Origin of the sequence: Algoriphagus ratkowskyi (assembly GCF_002150505.1) — a bacterium.
In the GTDB taxonomy this organism is placed as follows: Bacteria; Bacteroidota; Bacteroidia; order Cytophagales; family Cyclobacteriaceae; genus Algoriphagus; species Algoriphagus ratkowskyi.
This window is the reverse complement of sequence record NZ_MSSV01000001.1, coordinates 242,473-260,048: the sequence shown is the minus strand read 5'-3', so window position 1 is coordinate 260,048 and position 17,576 is coordinate 242,473. Positions and strand designations below refer to the sequence as shown.

General features: G+C 39.6%; 12 protein-coding genes. 6 read left to right on the top strand and 6 right to left on the bottom strand.

The window, feature by feature from the left end; genetic code table 11:
• Positions 1 to 363 precede the first annotated feature (363 nt).
• Positions 364 to 1,416, top strand: a complete 1,053-nt coding sequence (locus BVH02_RS01110) for a YncE family protein (RefSeq protein ID WP_086497901.1) — start codon at positions 364 to 366, stop codon at positions 1,414 to 1,416.
• A 666-nt stretch (positions 1,417 to 2,082) separates the two neighbouring features.
• On the opposite strand, the gene tnpA is transcribed toward BVH02_RS01110, so the two are convergent.
• Positions 2,083 to 2,544 carry an IS200/IS605 family transposase gene (gene tnpA, locus BVH02_RS01105; protein ID WP_086497899.1) on the bottom strand — a complete coding sequence of 154 codons (462 nt, stop codon included), beginning with the start codon at positions 2,542 to 2,544 and terminating at the stop codon, positions 2,083 to 2,085.
• A gap of 323 nt (positions 2,545 to 2,867) precedes the next feature.
• Here tnpA and BVH02_RS21345 point away from each other — a divergent pair, with 323 nt between their 5' ends.
• Positions 2,868 to 3,038 carry a hypothetical protein gene (locus BVH02_RS21345; protein WP_158093842.1) on the top strand — a complete coding sequence of 57 codons (171 nt, stop codon included), beginning with the start codon at positions 2,868 to 2,870 and terminating at the stop codon, positions 3,036 to 3,038.
• A gap of 811 nt (positions 3,039 to 3,849) precedes the next feature.
• Here the strand turns inward: BVH02_RS21345 and BVH02_RS01100 are convergent.
• From BVH02_RS01100 to BVH02_RS01090, 3 genes are all read right to left on the bottom strand, one after another.
• Complete coding sequence (locus BVH02_RS01100) at positions 3,850 to 4,953, bottom strand: glycoside hydrolase family 130 protein (RefSeq protein WP_086497897.1); 1,104 nt, start codon at positions 4,951 to 4,953, stop codon at positions 3,850 to 3,852.
• A gap of 322 nt (positions 4,954 to 5,275) precedes the next feature.
• Positions 5,276 to 5,398, bottom strand: a complete 123-nt coding sequence (locus tag BVH02_RS21865; protein WP_262481330.1) for a hypothetical protein — start codon at positions 5,396 to 5,398, stop codon at positions 5,276 to 5,278.
• Between the two features lie 468 nt (positions 5,399 to 5,866).
• Positions 5,867 to 10,987, bottom strand: a complete 5,121-nt coding sequence (locus tag BVH02_RS01090; RefSeq protein ID WP_086497894.1) for an adenylate/guanylate cyclase domain-containing protein — start codon at positions 10,985 to 10,987, stop codon at positions 5,867 to 5,869.
• A 201-nt stretch (positions 10,988 to 11,188) separates the two neighbouring features.
• Between BVH02_RS01090 and BVH02_RS01085 the strand changes: the two genes are divergently transcribed.
• Positions 11,189 to 12,751 carry a hypothetical protein gene (locus tag BVH02_RS01085; protein WP_086497892.1) on the top strand — a complete coding sequence of 521 codons (1,563 nt, stop codon included), beginning with the start codon at positions 11,189 to 11,191 and terminating at the stop codon, positions 12,749 to 12,751.
• Between the two features lie 138 nt (positions 12,752 to 12,889).
• On the opposite strand, the gene BVH02_RS01080 is transcribed toward BVH02_RS01085, so the two are convergent.
• The gene (locus tag BVH02_RS01080) at positions 12,890 to 14,350 is read right to left on the bottom strand and encodes a Dyp-type peroxidase (RefSeq protein WP_086497890.1); all 1,461 of its coding nucleotides are present in this window, start codon (positions 14,348 to 14,350) and stop codon (positions 12,890 to 12,892) included.
• 3 nt (positions 14,351 to 14,353) lie between these two features.
• On the bottom strand, positions 14,354 to 15,628 hold the full coding sequence (locus BVH02_RS01075; protein WP_086497889.1) for a hypothetical protein: 1,275 nt from the start codon (positions 15,626 to 15,628) through the stop codon (positions 14,354 to 14,356).
• A 477-nt stretch (positions 15,629 to 16,105) separates the two neighbouring features.
• On the opposite strand from BVH02_RS01075, the gene BVH02_RS01070 reads away from it, so the two are divergent.
• The 3 genes from BVH02_RS01070 (at position 16,106) to BVH02_RS21995 (ending at position 17,457) form a co-directional block, all read left to right on the top strand.
• A complete protein-coding gene (locus tag BVH02_RS01070; protein WP_086497887.1) occupies positions 16,106 to 16,588 on the top strand; it encodes a thiol-disulfide oxidoreductase DCC family protein in 483 nt (160 codons plus the stop codon).
• Between the two features lie 23 nt (positions 16,589 to 16,611).
• Positions 16,612 to 17,058, top strand: coding sequence for a nuclear transport factor 2 family protein (locus BVH02_RS01065; protein ID WP_086497884.1), 447 nt, complete (start codon positions 16,612 to 16,614; stop codon positions 17,056 to 17,058).
• Between the two features lie 240 nt (positions 17,059 to 17,298).
• Positions 17,299 to 17,457, top strand: coding sequence for an inner membrane CreD family protein (locus BVH02_RS21995; RefSeq protein ID WP_111357078.1), 159 nt, complete (start codon positions 17,299 to 17,301; stop codon positions 17,455 to 17,457).
• The last annotated feature ends 119 nt before the right edge of the window (positions 17,458 to 17,576 follow it).

Here is a 17,576-nt window from a genome sequence, read left to right as displayed (position 1 = left end):
AACAGTTGGGTAAGCATCAGCATAGATATTGGAATTGAATTCCTTCCCGCCTAGCCTGGCCTATTTATTGACGTTTGCAACGCCTTTTACCTTCCCTAACGATTATGTGATTCCCTATAATTTTGCACTTAAATCGCCTCAACAAACAATTACCGGACGGGGATTACTTTCCTCTAATCGGGGAACGGGGATTTGCTGAAAAGAATTTTTTGCCACTAGCTATACCAAATTAAAAAGCCAAGCAGTATTTTCCATTCGCTACTGCATTTACTTACGGGAAAATTGAATCCATAAGTTTCAAGACACCACAGGACAATTTCTTAGATTAGTATTCATAAAATATGACTATTCAATATTCACGTCATGATAAAAACAACTGGTTTTTTACTGCTCTTAATAAGCCTATTCCTACTCGAATTACAGACAGTACTTGCCCAAGGCGGAGCACGAGCAGTCGATCCGGATTCGCCGGTAGTGAGCTTTGGGCCTTCTCCTAAGGAGGCTTTGCTCGTAGGTGAGAAGGATGCTGGCCGCCTGGTGATCATCGATCCAGAAACGCTCGAAATTGTTGCGCGTATTCCAGCAGGTGGAAACCTTCATGAACTGGCAAGCGATGGGCGGTATGTATATATAGGATCAAATCTTCCGGGAATTACGGTAGTGGATGTAATGGCCCAAAAGCGGGTTGAGCCCATTGACATCAGCGCATATGGAGCCGCTCACGCCATTACTTTTGCAGGAACACATCTTTATCTCGGCCATGAGAACCAGCGCCTGATCTCACGCTATGATCCGGCAACAAAAAAGTTTGACGAAGTCATAGGATTGCCGGGTGGATCTCACATGTTGCTAGTCACTCCCGATGAGCAGCGCATTTTCACAGCAAGCAGCAATGGTAGCCTGATTGCAATTATCGATAGGGTAAGCAATGAAAGAGGCCAGAAAAATTTATTGTTTACTACTTTTCCCGGAGACACCCGCATGGAAGGAATGGCGCTTTCACCCGATGGAAATGAATTTTGGGCTCTTCACATGAATGCTAAGAAACTATCGATCATTAACGTGCGGGAGAAAAAACTAATCAGCACAATTTCCTTTGAAGGTGGATTGAACAACCGTATTAAGTTTACAAAAGACGGAAAATACCTTTTGATGAATGAGCTTCAGGGCAATGAGTTACGTGTTTGGGATGTTGCTACACGAAAGGAGCTCAAAGGTATTGACGTGGGTGCCGGTGGTGAAGGCATCTTCATCGATCCGGTACGTCCTCGGGCATACTACACGGTAAGCAAAGGAAAAAAGCTGGTAGTAATTGACACCAATACGATGACGGTGATCAAAGAAATCCACGACCTTCAGAATCCTGATGGAATGGATTGGTTTAGTGCGAAATGTGTTTCTATAGGTTGGCTGTAATCCTTTATTATAAACAGGAGCTTCGCGATTTCTTTTTAATCAGCCATGACTACGGAATTCTGCTAAACTCTCAATCGATATTCTCTACCAGCCATTGAAATGGCTGGGTTCATAATCAATCTTGCTTGCAGCATTATTTCTTTAAAGTCCCATAGGGACGATTCATTTCCTAGCCTGAGGTTTTAACCTTTATATGATGAATTATAAATGTGGTCTAACACAGTCCCATCAGGACGGACGATAATTTTTCATAGTTTAACAATGACCAAAATCAGATCTCGTCAACCAAAATCAGTCATGCTCAATGTAATTTCGGAAACTGATGTTCAACCTTTTTCCAGCCATTGAAAAGGCTGGCTACATAATCAATCATGCTTGCAGCATTATTTCTTTAAAGTCCCTTAGGGACGATTCATTTCCTAGCCAGAGGTTTTAACCTCTGGATGTTGAATTACAAAGAGGTCTCGCAAAGTCCCATCGGGACGGACGATAATTTTTCATAGTTAAACAATGACTAAAATCAGATCTCGTCAACCACTATCTGTCATGCTCAATATATTTTCGAAAACTGATGTTCAACCTTTTTCCAGCCATTGAAATGGCTGGCTACTAAGTTGGCATGCCTACGGCATTATATCTTTACAGCCCAATTGGGACGGGCGATTTCTACTCCAACTCTTTGAAGAGATATTCTGGAGAGAAATCAATAGCATGAGCCTTAAGCATCATGAGATATTCTTCTCTAAAAGTCATTTTTTGGTGATGCATTTCTTGATTTTTCACATAGTCAAAAACCTTTTGTATTTCCTTTTCACTATATGTGAATGCTCCAAATGCTGATTGCCATTCAAATCTATTTTCAAGCAATTGAGATTCATTTATCCACTTGGAAGATTTGGCTTTAGCATTTTTCATAATATCTGAAACAGATTGTTTTGGAAAAAACTGGAATAAGCAGTGGACATGGTCAAAATGCCCATTAACTATTAAAATCTTTGCTTCGGTCTCGTTAACCAGATTCCCTATAACTGCATAAAGATCCCCTTTGAAGGCATCTTGAATAACTGCTTTTCTGTGTTTGACAGCAAAGACAGCCTGGCAATACATTTTTGTATAGGTATTTGGCATAGGACATTCATTTTAAATACATGAACTAATTTAAACAAAATCAGTCATGCCTACGGCATTCTGCTAAATTCTCAATTGATATTCTCCACCAGCCATTGAAATGGCTGGCTACCTAATCGGTCATGCCTACGGCATTTTTACTTTACAGTCCCATAGGGACGATTTATCTCCTAGCCAGAGGTTTTAATCTTTGGATGATGAATTATAAATGTGGTCTAACAAAGTCCCATCAGGATGGACGATAATTTTTCATAGTTTAACAATGACCAAAATCAGATCTCGTCAACCAAGATCAGTCATGCCTACAGCATTTTCGAAAACTGATGTTCAACCTTTTTCCAGCCATTGATATGGCTGGCTACCTAATCAGTCATGCCTACGGCATTTTACTTTACAGTCCCATAGGGACGATTTATCTCCTAGCCAGAGGTTTTAACCTCTGGATGATGAATTATATATGTGGTCTCACAAAGTCCCATCAGGACAAACGATAATTTTTCATAGATAAACAATGACTAAAATCAGATCTCGTCAACCAAGATCAGTCATGCCTACAGCATTTTCGAAAACTGATGTTCAACCTTTTTCCAGCCATTGATATGGCTGGCTACTAAGTTGGCATGACTACGGAATTATTTCTTTATAGTCCCATAGGGACGCTTCATTTCCTAGCCAGAGGTCTTAACTTCTGGATGTTGAATTATATATGTGGTCTCACAAAGTCCCATCAGGACAAACGATAATTTTTCATAGATAAACAATGACTAAAATCAGATCTCGTCAATCAAGATCAGTCATGCCTACAGCATTTTCGAAAACTGATGTTCAACCTTTTTCCAGCCATTGATATGGCTGGCTACTAAGTTGGCATGACTACGGTATTATTTCTTTATAGTCCCATAGGGACGCTTCATTTCCTAGCCAGAGGTTTTAACCTCTGGATGTTGAATGACAAAGAGGTCTCACAAAGTCCCATCGGGACGGACGATAATTTTTCATAGTTAAACAATGACTAAAATCAGATCTCGTCAACCACTATCTGTCATGCTCAATGTATTTTCGGAAACTGATGTTCAACCTTTTTCCAGCCATTGAAATGGCTGGCTACATAATCAATCATGCTTGCAGCATTATTTCTTAAAAGTCCCATAGGGATGATTTATCTCCTAGCCAGAGGTCCATACTCCTGCAAATTGAATAGGATCTTACTTAGTTTAGTCGAAAGATTAATTGAATTGAGGAGGGATTCCTACTGTAGTCGGATCTAATTTCATAAGACACATACTTCCTTTTTTGAAATAAAACTCATTTCTCTGGATCCCAAGACACAACTCCAACCATACTATCCGCGGTGCCGTAATAGAGTAACCACTTACCTTGGAAATAAACTAGCCCTTCCAAAAATGTTGTTCCCTCTGGATATTGCCCAGACTTCTCGAATGACAACATTGGCTGGATAAAAGGAGCCTCTACCCTATCTAAGAGCTTCCAAGGTTCGGTAGCAGAGAAAAGCGCCTGTCCTCCAGTGTAAACTCGGTTTCCAAGGTTCTTCACTCCTACTTGCTGGGAATTTCCGGCATTGTATAGCACGACTATTCCATCTTTAGTCAAAACTGGCGGCGGTCCAGCCTCTACCAACCAAGAATCAAAGTATCCAGGTCTCGGACTCAACACAGGCACTCGGTTGCCTTCGTGATTTTCTACGGGTTGCCAGTGAATTAAATCCTCTGAAGTGGCCAGCCAGATATGCGGCACTCCATAATACATCCAATACTTTCCATCGATTTTGGCTGCTGTCAACTTCCCATCTTTCAGTTCGGTGACGATTGCTCCGGATTTTGATTCGGTAGTATGATATTTCCCATCCTTCCAATCTTTGAAAATCGGGCCATGCTTCTCCCAATGTCTGAGGTCTTTGGAAGTAGCAACCGCAAGTCTCGGTACATCGCGATTCCACTGTGTGTAGGTGAGCACGAACAATCCCTCCTTGGTTTCCACGATTCGAGGATCCTCTGTGCCGCCAGTCCATTCAAATTCCTTTTGATTGTCATCTTTTGGGTAAAAAAACGGTTCTGGCTCTCTATCAAAGGAATATCCATCAGCGGAGATAGCCATTCCAATTCTCGATGTATGACCACCAATTTCTTTTTCGCCCAACTTTTCCTCCGCCCGATAGAGCACAAATACTTTTCCATCCTTAGCGATAGCTGCGGGATTAAAAGTGGCCATAGATTCCCAAAACACGGTTTTCCCAGACATAGGATCTACAAAGCTGGTGGATGCTTGAGGGGCAATGATTGGTTTGGCGGCCTCGGGTCTAAGAAAAGGCCCTAGCATCCAAGACTTTTGCTGTGCTTGAAGAGTATAAAAGGAAAATAAAAGCAGGAAGAGTGAAAATAGCTTTTTCATGAGAATAGTGTTTTGCCCTTTCAAGGTAGTTTATTGAACCATCGGGAAAAAGTAGGAATAGGGCTAAAATTCCATAAAATTTAAATCTATTCATTGCTTCCAGCTAATGCATTAAATTCATAGGAATAGGAATTGGGCAGGATTATAAAAACTGCATTCAGCCCATTGTAACGGATGATTTCAATTCAACAGGAATTGGGCTTTAGCCCATTCTTCAAATTATTTCTAACCGAAGAAAAATTGGGCTAAAGCCCAGCAAGGATACAAATCATTTCATGGCCTCCAGCTAAAGCAGGAGGCAATTCAATAGAACAATCAATTGTCACTCAATGATTGGTTTGGCGGCCTTGGCTCTAAGAAAGGGCCCTAGCATCCAAGGTTTTTGCTGAGCTTGAATAGCAGAAAAGGAAAACAAAAGCAGGAAGAGTGAAAATAGCTTTTTCATGAGAATAGTGTTTTGCACTTTCAAGGTAGTTTATTGAACCATCGGGAAAAAGTAATTTTTGGGCTAAAATTCCATAAAATTTAAATCTATTCATTGCTTCCAGCTAAAGCATTAAATTCAAAGGAATAGGAATTGGGCAGGATTATAAAAACTGCATTCAGCCCATTGTAAAGGATGATTTCAATTCAACAGGAATTGGGCTTTAGCCCATTCTTCAAATTATTTCTAGCCAAAGAAAAATTGGGCTAAAGCCCAGCAAGGATACCAATCATTTCATCGCCTCCAGCTAAAGCAGGAGGCAATTCAATCGAACAATCAATTGTCCTCCAGCTAAAGCAGGAGGCAGTTCAATCGAACAATCAATTGTCACGAAATCTAGTCAAAGAAGCAGGTTATACTATCAAGTCTTATTCCTATTGACTTGACATCTATGAAGCTATTAACGAAACCAAATTGCCGAGGCATTAACTACTTCCTCTCCACGAAATACATATCCACCTCTCCTTTATTTTTAGCCTCTATTTTTCCTCGGTAAGTGCAGGTGAAATGCTCTTTGACGAGCTCGTAAGTTGCACCTGATATGTTGATTTTGCCTGCTTCGCTACCACTTTCCATTCGAGAGGCCAGATTGACTGTATCTCCCCAGATATCGTAGGCGAACTTGTTCAAGCCGACAATTCCAGCCACCACATTTCCGGTATGAATCCCTATCCTCAACTCGAAAACAGGCCTTTTTTCTCGAATGCATTTTTCCTTATGAACTTCTATAAAATCTTGAATATCAAATGCCGCATGGATTACATCGATTGGATGTGTGCTATTTTCCACTGGAATCCCTCCAACAGCCATGTAAGAATCTCCTATAGTTTTGATCTTTTCTATGCCATGCTTTTCAATGATTCGATCAAATTCCTTAAAACAAAAATCAATTTCTGAGACAAGATCTACTGCATTCATTTGCTCTGCAATAATTGAAAATCCCTTGAAATCAGTAAATATCACGGTCACGCTCTCATATTTTTTGGACTCGGCAAATCCTTTTTCCTTTAACTCTCTAGCAATATCAAGCGGAAGGATATTTAACAATAAGATATCCGATTTCTCTTTTTCATTCTGAAGATCCAAGGTTCTCTCTTTCACTTTTGATTCGAGATTTGCATTGTAGTCCTCCAATCTTTTCTCATTCAATATCAGATTTTCCTCCACCTCTTTTCTTACTTCTACTTCCTGAAGCAATTGCTCATTCAGCTTATTGGTACTTTCCAGAAGCATGGCATTTTGAAGTGAGATTGCAGTCTGCGTAGCCATCACTTGTAGGATCTCAATTCGCTCTCTGGTGAAAGCTCCAGAAAGGGAGCTATTTTCCAAGTATAACAGCGAAAAACCAAGTCCAGAATGTTTCTGAGGAATGCAGAGAATAGATTTTATAGCATTTGTACTGATGTACTCCTCATCGGAATAAGGCAAGGTCTTCGTGGCATCATCCAGCACAAGGGTCTCACCAGATCTCAGCACATAGTTGATCACTGAGTGGCTGATTTCTTCAAATTCATCGTATATGATATTTTGCATGACCTCGATCTCATTGGTGGAATTGTCAATTGAAGCTTTGATCAGCTTCTTTTCCTTTTCGATAGTAATAAGAAATGCCCGATCTGCTCCGGCATTTTCGCTCACTAACTGCATCAAGCCCCTGAGGATATTCTCTAATTTCATTTCACCAGAGATAAGATTGATCGTCTTTAAGATAGTATCCAAGTCAAGAATGTTGGCATTTTGACCAATTTCTTCAGCCGAAATAAATTCACTATAAACCTCCTTCATCTGAATCAACTTTGCCTTTGCTCCCCATTTTTCATAGGATTTATAGGCATTTGACAGGTAGAATTGAGCAGCTTCGGGTTGCTTTTGAGATGCAAAGTAGGTTCCTGCCCTCTCCCACATCAATGCCTCATCCTGCACATATTTATGAACTCGCGCGTATCTGATGGCATAGGTAAAAGATTTGACGGCCAAGTCAAAATGTCCTCTAAGCACTTCGTATTCTGCTTTCATGAATTCGTAACGATGTTGGAAATTCATCTCAGAGTGACTTACCAGCCCGCCGATTAGCTTCAGATTTTTTTTACATATTTTCAAAAGTGATTTTTGCTCAGATGCGGACCTGCTATGAAAAATTGGGGTAATGCAGAGGTTTTCGTAGTAGAAAAACAACATCTCAGTAATAGATCCCTTCACTGGAATCAGATGCAATTTGGCCAGGCCGGAAAACTTCCAAGCAGCTTCATTCTGGTTGAAAACTAGGCTCAAAACTGTCTTCTGAGCATATAAATTGTGAAAATACAAACTGAAAGCAGGTTCATCGGGAAACTCAATTGCGCGCTCATCAAAAATCTCCCCACTCAAAAATTCAAAATCCTCGACTCCTTCTATCAGGCAGCTGGTGGACTGACGAAACAAATCAATCCGCTTAATTTGCATGATTTGATTTAATGGAGCGATTTGCTTGCTGAGCAATTCTCCGCGATGCAAAATCTTGGATAACGGCTCCCCTCCATAGAAATTCCAATAAATGATCAACTGCCCAATAATTGAGGTGAATTCAAAATCTCCTGTTTCCAGTCCTTTTTTCAAGGCCTCCTCCAATTCAGGAATGCTATCAGCCAAATGTTTCAACCAATGTGAAATGAACATCACATAAACCTGTTTGAAAGAGACAAATTCTTTCTCGTTTTGGAGAACTTCGAATACACTGTTGCCCAACTGCCCCATCTTGAGCCCTTTGGCCATATTACCCATAAAAGCGATATTGATATAGCCAAAGACTACAAAAGCAACGGGAGTTTTTGAGCCTAAACCATTTTTCAGGGTGAGCCTAATCAACTCAAACATGATCAAAGGCAGTAAATTGGGCGCTGTGAGATAAGCCGCCAAAGACATGTGGTGCATAATAGACATTCCTATTAGCAGTTTCTCATCTTTGATCACAGGAAGTTTAAGAATCTTGTCCTCTGAACTCAAGGCCAATCTCAAATTTGTGCGAAAAAACCCAAAAAGCACATGCAGCTGAGTAGGATTACGATTTAGGTTTATTTGAATAAGATGAAGTGCCTCCAATCCTATCTCTATAACCCGTTTTTGATCGTTTTCTACATTAGCATTCTGGATCTTCAAGTCAGCAAGTCTCAACTTATCCAACGCACTTGAAGCATGGGTATCTAACAACTTGGTGAACTCTCCAAACAATTTTTGATTGTTACACTGGTAGGCTGCAACAGCAGATTTCAGGTAAAGGTCGTACGTGAAATCCCGGTCACTTTTCCATGAATCTGACTGCAGAAGCTGCAATGCATTGTCAAAATATTGCATTGCCAGCGTGTAGGCAGTGGAATTTTGTGCTCGCTGTCCTGCTATGCTATTCAACTCACATAGCTTTTTGATTTCTAGTGATTCAGAGATTAAATCCTTTCCAAAATTAAACTGATTTACAATATCAAATATTTGTTCTCGCAGGTCTTTCCCTTTGGTGTTTTTTAAAAGAATCCTACCGATTTTTAGATGGTTTTCTTTACTTCCGGCATCTTCTATCAGCGAATAAATTGCTTGCTGCACCCTGTCGTGGACGAAGTAAAAGCTACCATCCAAACTCTCAATAACTAGGTCTAAATCTAAGGCTAGATTAAAATCTTTGATGACAATTTCACTTTCTTGCTCGGATATTTTCACCAAATCTCCCAGCCAGAATTTGTTGCCTATACAGGATGCAATCTTGAGTATTGATAATGTTTGGGTAGGTAGATCATTGATTGTTTCAAGGAACAAATTGACAATATCCCCCTCCACATTGTAGCTGATCAGCTTATCAATATCCCAGTTCCATGAGCCTGCATCACTGTCAAAAAACAGCATCTCATTTTTGTAAATCGCCTTAATAAACTGATTGGCAAACAAGGCATTGCCTACTGATTTTTTATAAACAATGCTCGCTAACTCATCTAAGGATCTTTCAGATTTCCCAAGTACATTTTTAACTAAAAGCCTGATATCTTCCTCCTGTAAATTTTCCAAAAGAATCTCCTCAGGCTTTAGCCCATCTTGCTCCAGCTCCAATTTAAACTGCTGAAATTGATGACCTGGAGTAATCTCATTGTCACGGTAGGCGCCTACGATCAGGATATTATTGAGTTCTTTGTTGACAAGAACAGTTTTCATCAAGTCAAGAGACGATACATCACTCCATTGCAGATCATCTATGAATATAAATACGGGTTTGCCCAATTCAGCAAACACCTTGAAGAACTTTATGAAGGCATAATTAAATCTCAGCTGAGCCTCTGCACCGGTCAATACAGGTATTTCAGGCTCGTTGTCAAGAAACTTTTCCAAACCCGGAATTACCTCGAACAATACTCTTCCTATAGGCTGCAGCAATTCATGAAGCTTTGATTTCCATCTATTCAGCTCTGTCTCATTTAGGAGTAAAATCTGGTAGATCAACTTTCCCAAAGCTTGAGAAAATGCAGAATAAGGAACATCAGCTCGCAATTGATCAAACTTACCGGAGATAAAAAATCCGCCAGCTTGAACCACAGGTCTATACATTCGCTCCACCAAGGCTGATTTGCCGACGCCGGAATTTCCTAAAACATAGAGGAGATTTTTTTCTCCTTCCACTGTCCGTGAAAATGCTTCTCTCAGCGCCTTGATTTGTTTTTCCCTAGCGTAAAGTTGATCTGAAAACATCAGCAAGCCTGAGGAATCCTGCGTACCTAGTAAAAACCCATCAATATCCAGCTCCTTTTGAATGGAGTAAAGAATCATTTCCAAATCATAGAGCACCCCTTGAGTAGAGTGATATCGGTTTTGAACGTCCTTTTCGATCATTTTCATAATCAAATCAGAAAGAACTTGGGGGATTTTGGATAATTCTATGGGCTGCTTTGGAGTTAAGGCGATGTGTGCATGAATTTTAGCCGCACCTTCCTTGGACTCGAAGGGAACTTGCTTCGCAAAAATCCAGTAAAATATAATTCCAAGGGCATAGATATCGGTGTAAAATCCAATGTCGGCACTGATTCTCCCCGTTTGTTCTGGTGCTATAAAATCATAGTCAGCCTCAAAAAAAACCAGCCTTTTCTCAATTCCAATTTTCCGCTTTATTCGAGTAGCTAGTCCAAGACTTATGAAAAATACTTGACTCGTTTCATCTTCAATTAAAATATGCTCTGGAGTGAGATTGAGATGAACAAACTCCTTTCGATGGACCTCCTTAAGTTGTTTCACTAAGTCAATACAAATTTGGACTTTCTCTCCAATAGTAAGTTTTTTAGTCAGCAGCTCTTTTAGCGTTTGCCCTTTTATATACTGAAGTTTCAAATTAAGTTCAGTGCCGTTATTCTCACATGCTAAGATTTTCCTAAAGCCAGGAATTGATAGGCTAAAAAAGGCAGCCTCATTATTAGCCTTTAATGATTCGATCTGTGAGAGCGTTGACAGCAGTATATTTTTGGAAACAAAACTAGTACTCAAGCCTGATTCTGGATGCTGCGTATGTGAATCATTAACTGAGTATAAAATTTGCCATTTCATCGAAAAAGAATTTTTTAACTATAGGATACATGTTTAGACTTTATCAATAGGTTATTTTGAAAAAACATGATTACTAAATTTAATACAATTTCTAGTAAATAAAACACAAAATTAAATTTCAAATTACACGAGATTTACCATATTTTTAATTAAATTCCATTTGATTTTTAGCCCTTTTTAACCTCCTTTTAAAAGACCGTGATGGCAAATACGACTGTTTCTCCAAAAATAATAGGCCGTGAATATGTGCAAAATGATGAGGATCAAATTGCATTTAAAATGATCCAAGAATTCGAAGCTCAGGTAACCAGAATGTACAAGGATAAGAAAATGCTTCGGCAGGTTCACACCAAAATGCATGGTTGCGTGAAAGCTTCCTTTAATGTGGAAAAACATCTCCCAGAGGCATTGATAGTCGGAGTTTTTGCCGGAGAGCCAAAAAACTATCATGCCTGGGTTCGCTTTTCTAACGGAAACACAAAACCTGAAAAAGATAAGAAAAAAGATATTCGTGGAGTAGCGATCAAGCTCTTGGGAGTACAGGGAGAAAAGATTCTGAATGATGAGATAAATGCAGAAACACAGGATTTCCTATTAATGAGTTCCGAGACATTTTTTGCAAAAACAGTCAAGGAATTGAGCAAACTGCTTAAACCAATGACTTCAGCGAATCTCATAAAAAGCAACCTTTTTTTTCTAAACCCACTTCTCTGGCCTACACTAGGGCGAGCAATCAAAAGAAAGGTTAAATGCAGAAACCCTCTAGAAATCCCCTATTGGAGTACGCAACCTTATCAATACGGGAAAGGCCAAGCAGTCAAATATCATCTTAGGCCCTCTCCCAGCAATTTAATAGTAGTAGAAAACACTACGGATGACAATTTCTTGAGATATAATCTTGCTCAAACTTTGCATGACAACGAGGCTAAATTTGATTTTTTTGTACAGTTTCAAACGGATGCAGACGCCATGCCAATAGAGGATCCTACGGTTGCGTGGACTTCGCAAAACATCAAGGTGGCTACTTTGACAATTCATCCACAGGTTTTTGACTCAAATGAGCAGATCGCATATGGAGATAACCTATCGTTCAACCCTTGGCATTCCTTACCTGAGCATAGACCTTTGGGAGGATTTAATAGAGTGAGAAAAAGAGTCTATGAAGTCATGTCAAAGTTCCGACACGATAAAAACAAATTACCCGATGTTGAGCCAAAGGATTCGGATGACTTCCTTGACGGACTCAATAAACTGAACAGAAAAGTAACTTTAGATCAGCAGATACCTTCAAAAAATGTCATATTCACTACCGCTGAGGTAATCGTGGATGTGGACAAACTGAAGGCTTACGAATTCGTGTCTAGCGTAGAGGAGCTATCAAGCTGGCTACTGAAAACCGGGCCTATTTACGGCATCATCAAAGTGACCAAGTTGCGGGGAGATTGGGCAAAAGTTGGAGATAATAGACTGGTAGAAAGAGGAGACTCCGCCACCTTGGTGGAAGAACTCATCTCAGTACATCATTATTCTAACTACTCCTATCAAACCACAGAATTCAGCGATGTGTTCAAGCATTTCACCAACAAAACCTATGGTCACATGTGGTTTGATACGGTGGATGATAAGACTAGGCTTCGTTGGGTATATACTTTCACATATAAAAATTTATTGGCAAGAATCTTTCTCTCAATTTTTGCCCCGCTTTTCCTTAAAAAATACCTTCAAAATGGCTTGAATAATGCAAAGTCTTTTTTAGAAGATTAAGTTGGAAAAGTGGTTTCTTGTCATCGAACTTTCACCCTAGAAATCACAAAATTTTAGCAAAACTCAGAGCAACTTCTCTACTCTACTTCTCGAGAAGCAGGGCAAAATTGACTAGTCTAAGACTCTATCAATTACCTTCTAAATCGTAGATAAGTACCGTAAGACATTAATCGATGGAAGGAAGAAATAGGCGCCACCTTTTACGGTGATGACTCTAGGAAGATTTTTGTATGTTCTATTAACGGGCGTATCCTGAACCGTGAAATTTTGCTCTTCATCGATCATCGGATTCTCCTTTACCCCCAAGATCGGATCAGGGTCATTGTAGAGTTCCTTATTCTTTGGAAGATTAGCCCAAGTATATTGGAGAAATTCAAACTGCCTACTGATGTCCGCATTGAAACAAATAAACAACAAGCCTACTTCTCCATTTGGCCTGGTATTCGTCGGAGAACCTTCATAAATCTCCCCATAAAGTCTAGCCCGTCTGATAATCCGATGTTGTTTACTGAGTTTGAGAGATGTATGCCGATTATGATCATCAACAGCGTCCCTAGGATTTTGCCTTCTCAGATGTGAGCCAAAAGGGCATTTCAATCCATCCTTATCAAATTTCAAGTAGCCAAAATCATTGATGTCACTATTTAAACCTGGATCTGCATCCGGGAAAAGTGTAACAGGAGCGCCATTCTGCCATCTCCCCATAAATTTTGCTCCTAGCTTTAAGCTTGCTGCCACATTGATACTACCATCTGGATTTTGGCTGTTTTCATTCATAAAATCCCAAAACTTAGTCACATCCTGTTCAAGTTGACGCATTACCATAAAGGTCCCGTCTTTACCAATATCCTTCTGCCCTGACCCCCCAGCATCGGTGGAAAGCAGATTGGTATTCCCTTGTTCTTTCACTAGAAGCGGTGTGTCCGGATATACTCCAAATTCATTTTTGTAGCCAAACAAAAACTCCCCTGCTTTGATCACATCATCCTTGTTACCTACTCTCCCTGATCCTTCGATGATCGGCTGCGATATTCCATCTCGAAATCCAAAATGCTCTTTATTGTCAGGTTGAGTCTGCCCATCGATGTGAAACAATTCCTGCAAACCATTTTCAGCAAACTTACTCGCCAGCTCATAGTAATAATCAAGGCATACTATTTTGTCTTTCTCCAGATCATTTTTAGCTGACTTATCATTGCCAAAAACCATCAAGCAAAGATGGATTTCATCGTGATGCTTGGCTCCCCACTTCCAGTGATGAGGACTGCTCAACTCTGCATCGCCGAGTAGTCTAGATCTATGCAGAGACACCATCCCCTGACGAAATTCCCGTGAAAATGAGCGAAGGTTCTCTTCCTCTAGTCCTAGCGCTCTCAGGCCATCATGGGTAAATGAAATATTCAGATGAGTAGGTGGAATCTTCGATTTATCATGAATTCGCTCTGCAGACGTCATCTCCTTCCAAGAGGTGGCCAACCATTTTTTAGCAGCTTCTGCATCCGATATTTTCATATAAACAAACCTCGAATACAACATATGAGCGTATCCTCGGATTAGGTATCCTTGGATATTTTCGAGTTGAAGCAATGTCATATCCATAGTTTAAAGGAGTTTAAGGAATTTGGTGGCCTGTCGATCTGAAAGAGCTTGCATCAGCTGCACCCTAATTTTAGTATTGTTGTTGACGTTTTTGATAGAAAGATCCGGATAGGCTGAATACCAGAAATTGGTAATTAACTCTGAGTTACGACTCCATGCGAGGAAGTACTCTTCTCTATATGCGCCACCAGTGATCAGAAAATTTGTCTTAGGAAAAGCCTTGGTATTAGAAAATATTCCCGTGAGGCCCCAGCCACTGTTGTCTATAAAATCACCCAGATATTGCTGCCAGCTTCCATCAAAATTGGAGGAGAAAAGCACTCTCGAATTCTTCTCAAACATCACCCATTTGGCAAAATGAATCGTAGGAATTCCCATCAACTTCCCTTGGTTGAAGACCATTTTGATCAAGAAATTAGTTAACATAAACATGAACTTGATCGAAAGAAGTCTTAAACTCCCTTCCTTCATATCCACTAATTGTGTGAACTGATTTTGATTTTTCCAGTCTTCGTATTTCTCTAGATCTGTTAGATAACCATCATCCAACTGACTTCTTTTTTGTGTGAAGTTCTCATCCTTTCTTTCGTAGAAAAAGTGAAGGATAAACATCCAAATTAAAACGATAGGAAGCCATATTGGGAGTAAAATCAGGACAAGTAATCCGACTAAAATCAAAACTGGATAATTGATTCTTGGGAATGACACATTTTTCGTTTCCAAAAAACCAAAGTCACCAGAGTCCATGACCTTCGACTGTATTTCCTGAAGAACTTCTTGAGCAGGAATTCCAATCCAAGACTTTGAGTCTAAGAAATTACGGATATAATTGCGAAGCTTTCTTTCGTTTTGAATTTGCAACACTGACCTACCAGGAGCTCCGATATAGACGGCGGTATCTTTAATTATATGATAGCGTAAGTAATCAATTCTACTTTTTTCATTAATAGAATTTAGCGGCGGGTAATCATTGCAAAAAACATAAATCAGATCCAAGATTGTGCTAGTGCTTTCGCATACTTTATGGAGCATATCTGCCTCATTACCATCGTAATCAACTACAAAAAGTAGTTTAGGGGCTCGCTTCTGCTCATCGTTTATCCATGATTTTCCATGATCGATCACCACCCATCGTGCATAATGAATAATACCTAGGCCATCCAAATCCTTTGAGATTCCCTCTTGGGATTTAAGTTTTACTTCTTTCAGTTGGGACAGTAAATCATGAACCTTATCAGGAATCACAGGAACCAGAATTGTAATCGAGTTTTGCTTCATATTGATAAGGTTAACCTATAAGTAGGTTCAAATTAAAAATCTGTAAAAAACACCTAGTCTATTGGTTGCCAAAAGACAAGGTTATCTTCAGCTTGTATTGTCCGATTCTTTTCGAAAACCAACCAGAAAAGAAATCTTAGACCCACATTTCAAGAAAAGATTTCTACCTCTGCGTAAATGAGAAAAAATCTAACATAAAAATACTAACAAAGCCTCTTTCAATATATAGTTAAAAATTCAATATCACAATCCTGCTTTAAGTGTAATTTTTAACTAAGAATATTCCTATCAAGGGATAAAAGCTTTAGAGTCCTAACTAATAGAAACTCTTTCTAACTGACAAAAAGATTGCAGATTTGTCAATAACTGGTATATTAATATTTAAAAATTTCAAGGCAATAACTCATTCCGAATCTAACTTCTTGAGATATCCTGCTATTTATCCAATCCTCATATTCCACCCATAAGAGTTTTTCAATGTTCACAAAAATCCAAAAAACACAAAACCCACCCGAGCAGCCCCTATTTATCTGGGACGGGGAATGTGGGTTTTGTAAGTATTGGATTATTATCTGGAAAAGCAAAACAGAAGGTTTGGACTACAAAACATTTCAGGAAGTTGCCGGGGAATTTCCTGATATTCCACTCAAAGAATTCAAAAAAGCATCAAGACTAATAGAACCCGATGGTTCTGTTTACGGTGGTCCGGATTCAGCCTATCGTACTTTCTGGTATTTTAAAAAGCCACAAAAACATTGGCATCGCTGGTATCAAAAATCAGGATTCTTTCAAAAAATAAACGATCATTCCTACAATTGGATTGCAAAGAATCGGCCAATCATGATGAAGCTCACGTTGGCATTTTGGGGTAAAAACCCGCTAAAACAAAAGCCTTTTTGGTTGCTTTGGTTAGTTGGATTTATAGCGCTAGTATTAGGTACAATTTCTTTAATAGGTTAAATTTCACTCAAATTAAATCAGATATGAAATCATTTATCCTAGTAATACTCCTCAGTTTTATTACTTTTTTATCAGCATCTGCCCAGCAAACCTGCATGACTGTAGCAAACATCACGGCACTTGATGCAAAATGGGAGGCTAAAAACCTTGATCCGGATCCGGAATTTTTCAAGAATAATGTGGATGAGAATTTCGTATGGGTTCACAACCATGCTTCGACGATCGACACCAAACAATCGACTGTAGCGCGAGCTGAGCGCCAAAAGGCTGCTGGCACTTCTAATACGCGCTCCAGAATCCAAAGCGACGTGAGAGTGGCAATCACCGGCAATACAGCGATTGTTACTGGATTTACCATCGTGGATCGAGGCCCTTCACCTATTAGATATCATTTTATGCGAACCTATGTGGAAATTGATGGGAAATGCCTTTTGGTAGGAAATCATACCATGGCTATGGTTGAGGATTAACTACAATCCTTAAAACTTCCCAAAATTTCACCTCACACCAGTCCTGACCTTTACCAAATAGAGAATTCATCCCATTCAGAATTCGCTCGTTAGTTTTGCTATTGTCTTATAGTATGCGGTATTAATCGCTCTTTCTGAACAATTGGGTTTTCACCAGCCTAACAAATCGCATGCTTGGCCACGGTTGTACTTCTAGCATTTTACTCCGAAAGCCTTTTCACGTAGCTCAAAACCACAGGGATTTTCACTGGAATTCACTCGGTGTTTTACCTATTCATTTTCGCAATATTCAAGCATCAAGACTACGCATTAGTGATTGGAAGTATCGGGTTATTAGTAGCTGCTAAGATGACTATGTTCATTCCAATAAATAGATTGGTACCTAAATTAAAAAGTTGAGCTAGCAAGCTCGCAAAACAAAACACTCCTAGCAGGCATCATTCTTTCAGATTGGTACCTGCCCTTTTTTGATGCTATAAAAAAAAAGATTATAATTTGTCCACAGTTATCAAAATCAA

What these genes read in the sequence shown, in the direction of transcription:
- BVH02_RS01110 (WP_086497901.1), top strand. Translation starts at nt 364, where the DNA reads ATGATAAAAACAACTGGTTTTTTACTGCTCTTAATAAGCCTATTCCTA.
- tnpA (WP_086497899.1), bottom strand. Translation starts at nt 2,544, where the DNA reads ATGCCAAATACCTATACAAAAATGTATTGCCAGGCTGTCTTTGCTGTC.
- BVH02_RS21345 (WP_158093842.1), top strand. Translation starts at nt 2,868, where the DNA reads ATGTTCAACCTTTTTCCAGCCATTGATATGGCTGGCTACCTAATCAGT.
- BVH02_RS01100 (WP_086497897.1), bottom strand. Translation starts at nt 4,953, where the DNA reads ATGAAAAAGCTATTTTCACTCTTCCTGCTTTTATTTTCCTTTTATACT.
- BVH02_RS21865 (WP_262481330.1), bottom strand. Translation starts at nt 5,398, where the DNA reads ATGAAAAAGCTATTTTCACTCTTCCTGCTTTTGTTTTCCTTTTCTGCT.
- BVH02_RS01090 (WP_086497894.1), bottom strand. Translation starts at nt 10,987, where the DNA reads ATGAAATGGCAAATTTTATACTCAGTTAATGATTCACATACGCAGCAT.
- BVH02_RS01085 (WP_086497892.1), top strand. Translation starts at nt 11,189, where the DNA reads ATGGCAAATACGACTGTTTCTCCAAAAATAATAGGCCGTGAATATGTG.
- BVH02_RS01080 (WP_086497890.1), bottom strand. Translation starts at nt 14,350, where the DNA reads ATGGATATGACATTGCTTCAACTCGAAAATATCCAAGGATACCTAATC.
- BVH02_RS01075 (WP_086497889.1), bottom strand. Translation starts at nt 15,628, where the DNA reads ATGAAGCAAAACTCGATTACAATTCTGGTTCCTGTGATTCCTGATAAG.
- BVH02_RS01070 (WP_086497887.1), top strand. Translation starts at nt 16,106, where the DNA reads ATGTTCACAAAAATCCAAAAAACACAAAACCCACCCGAGCAGCCCCTA.
- BVH02_RS01065 (WP_086497884.1), top strand. Translation starts at nt 16,612, where the DNA reads ATGAAATCATTTATCCTAGTAATACTCCTCAGTTTTATTACTTTTTTA.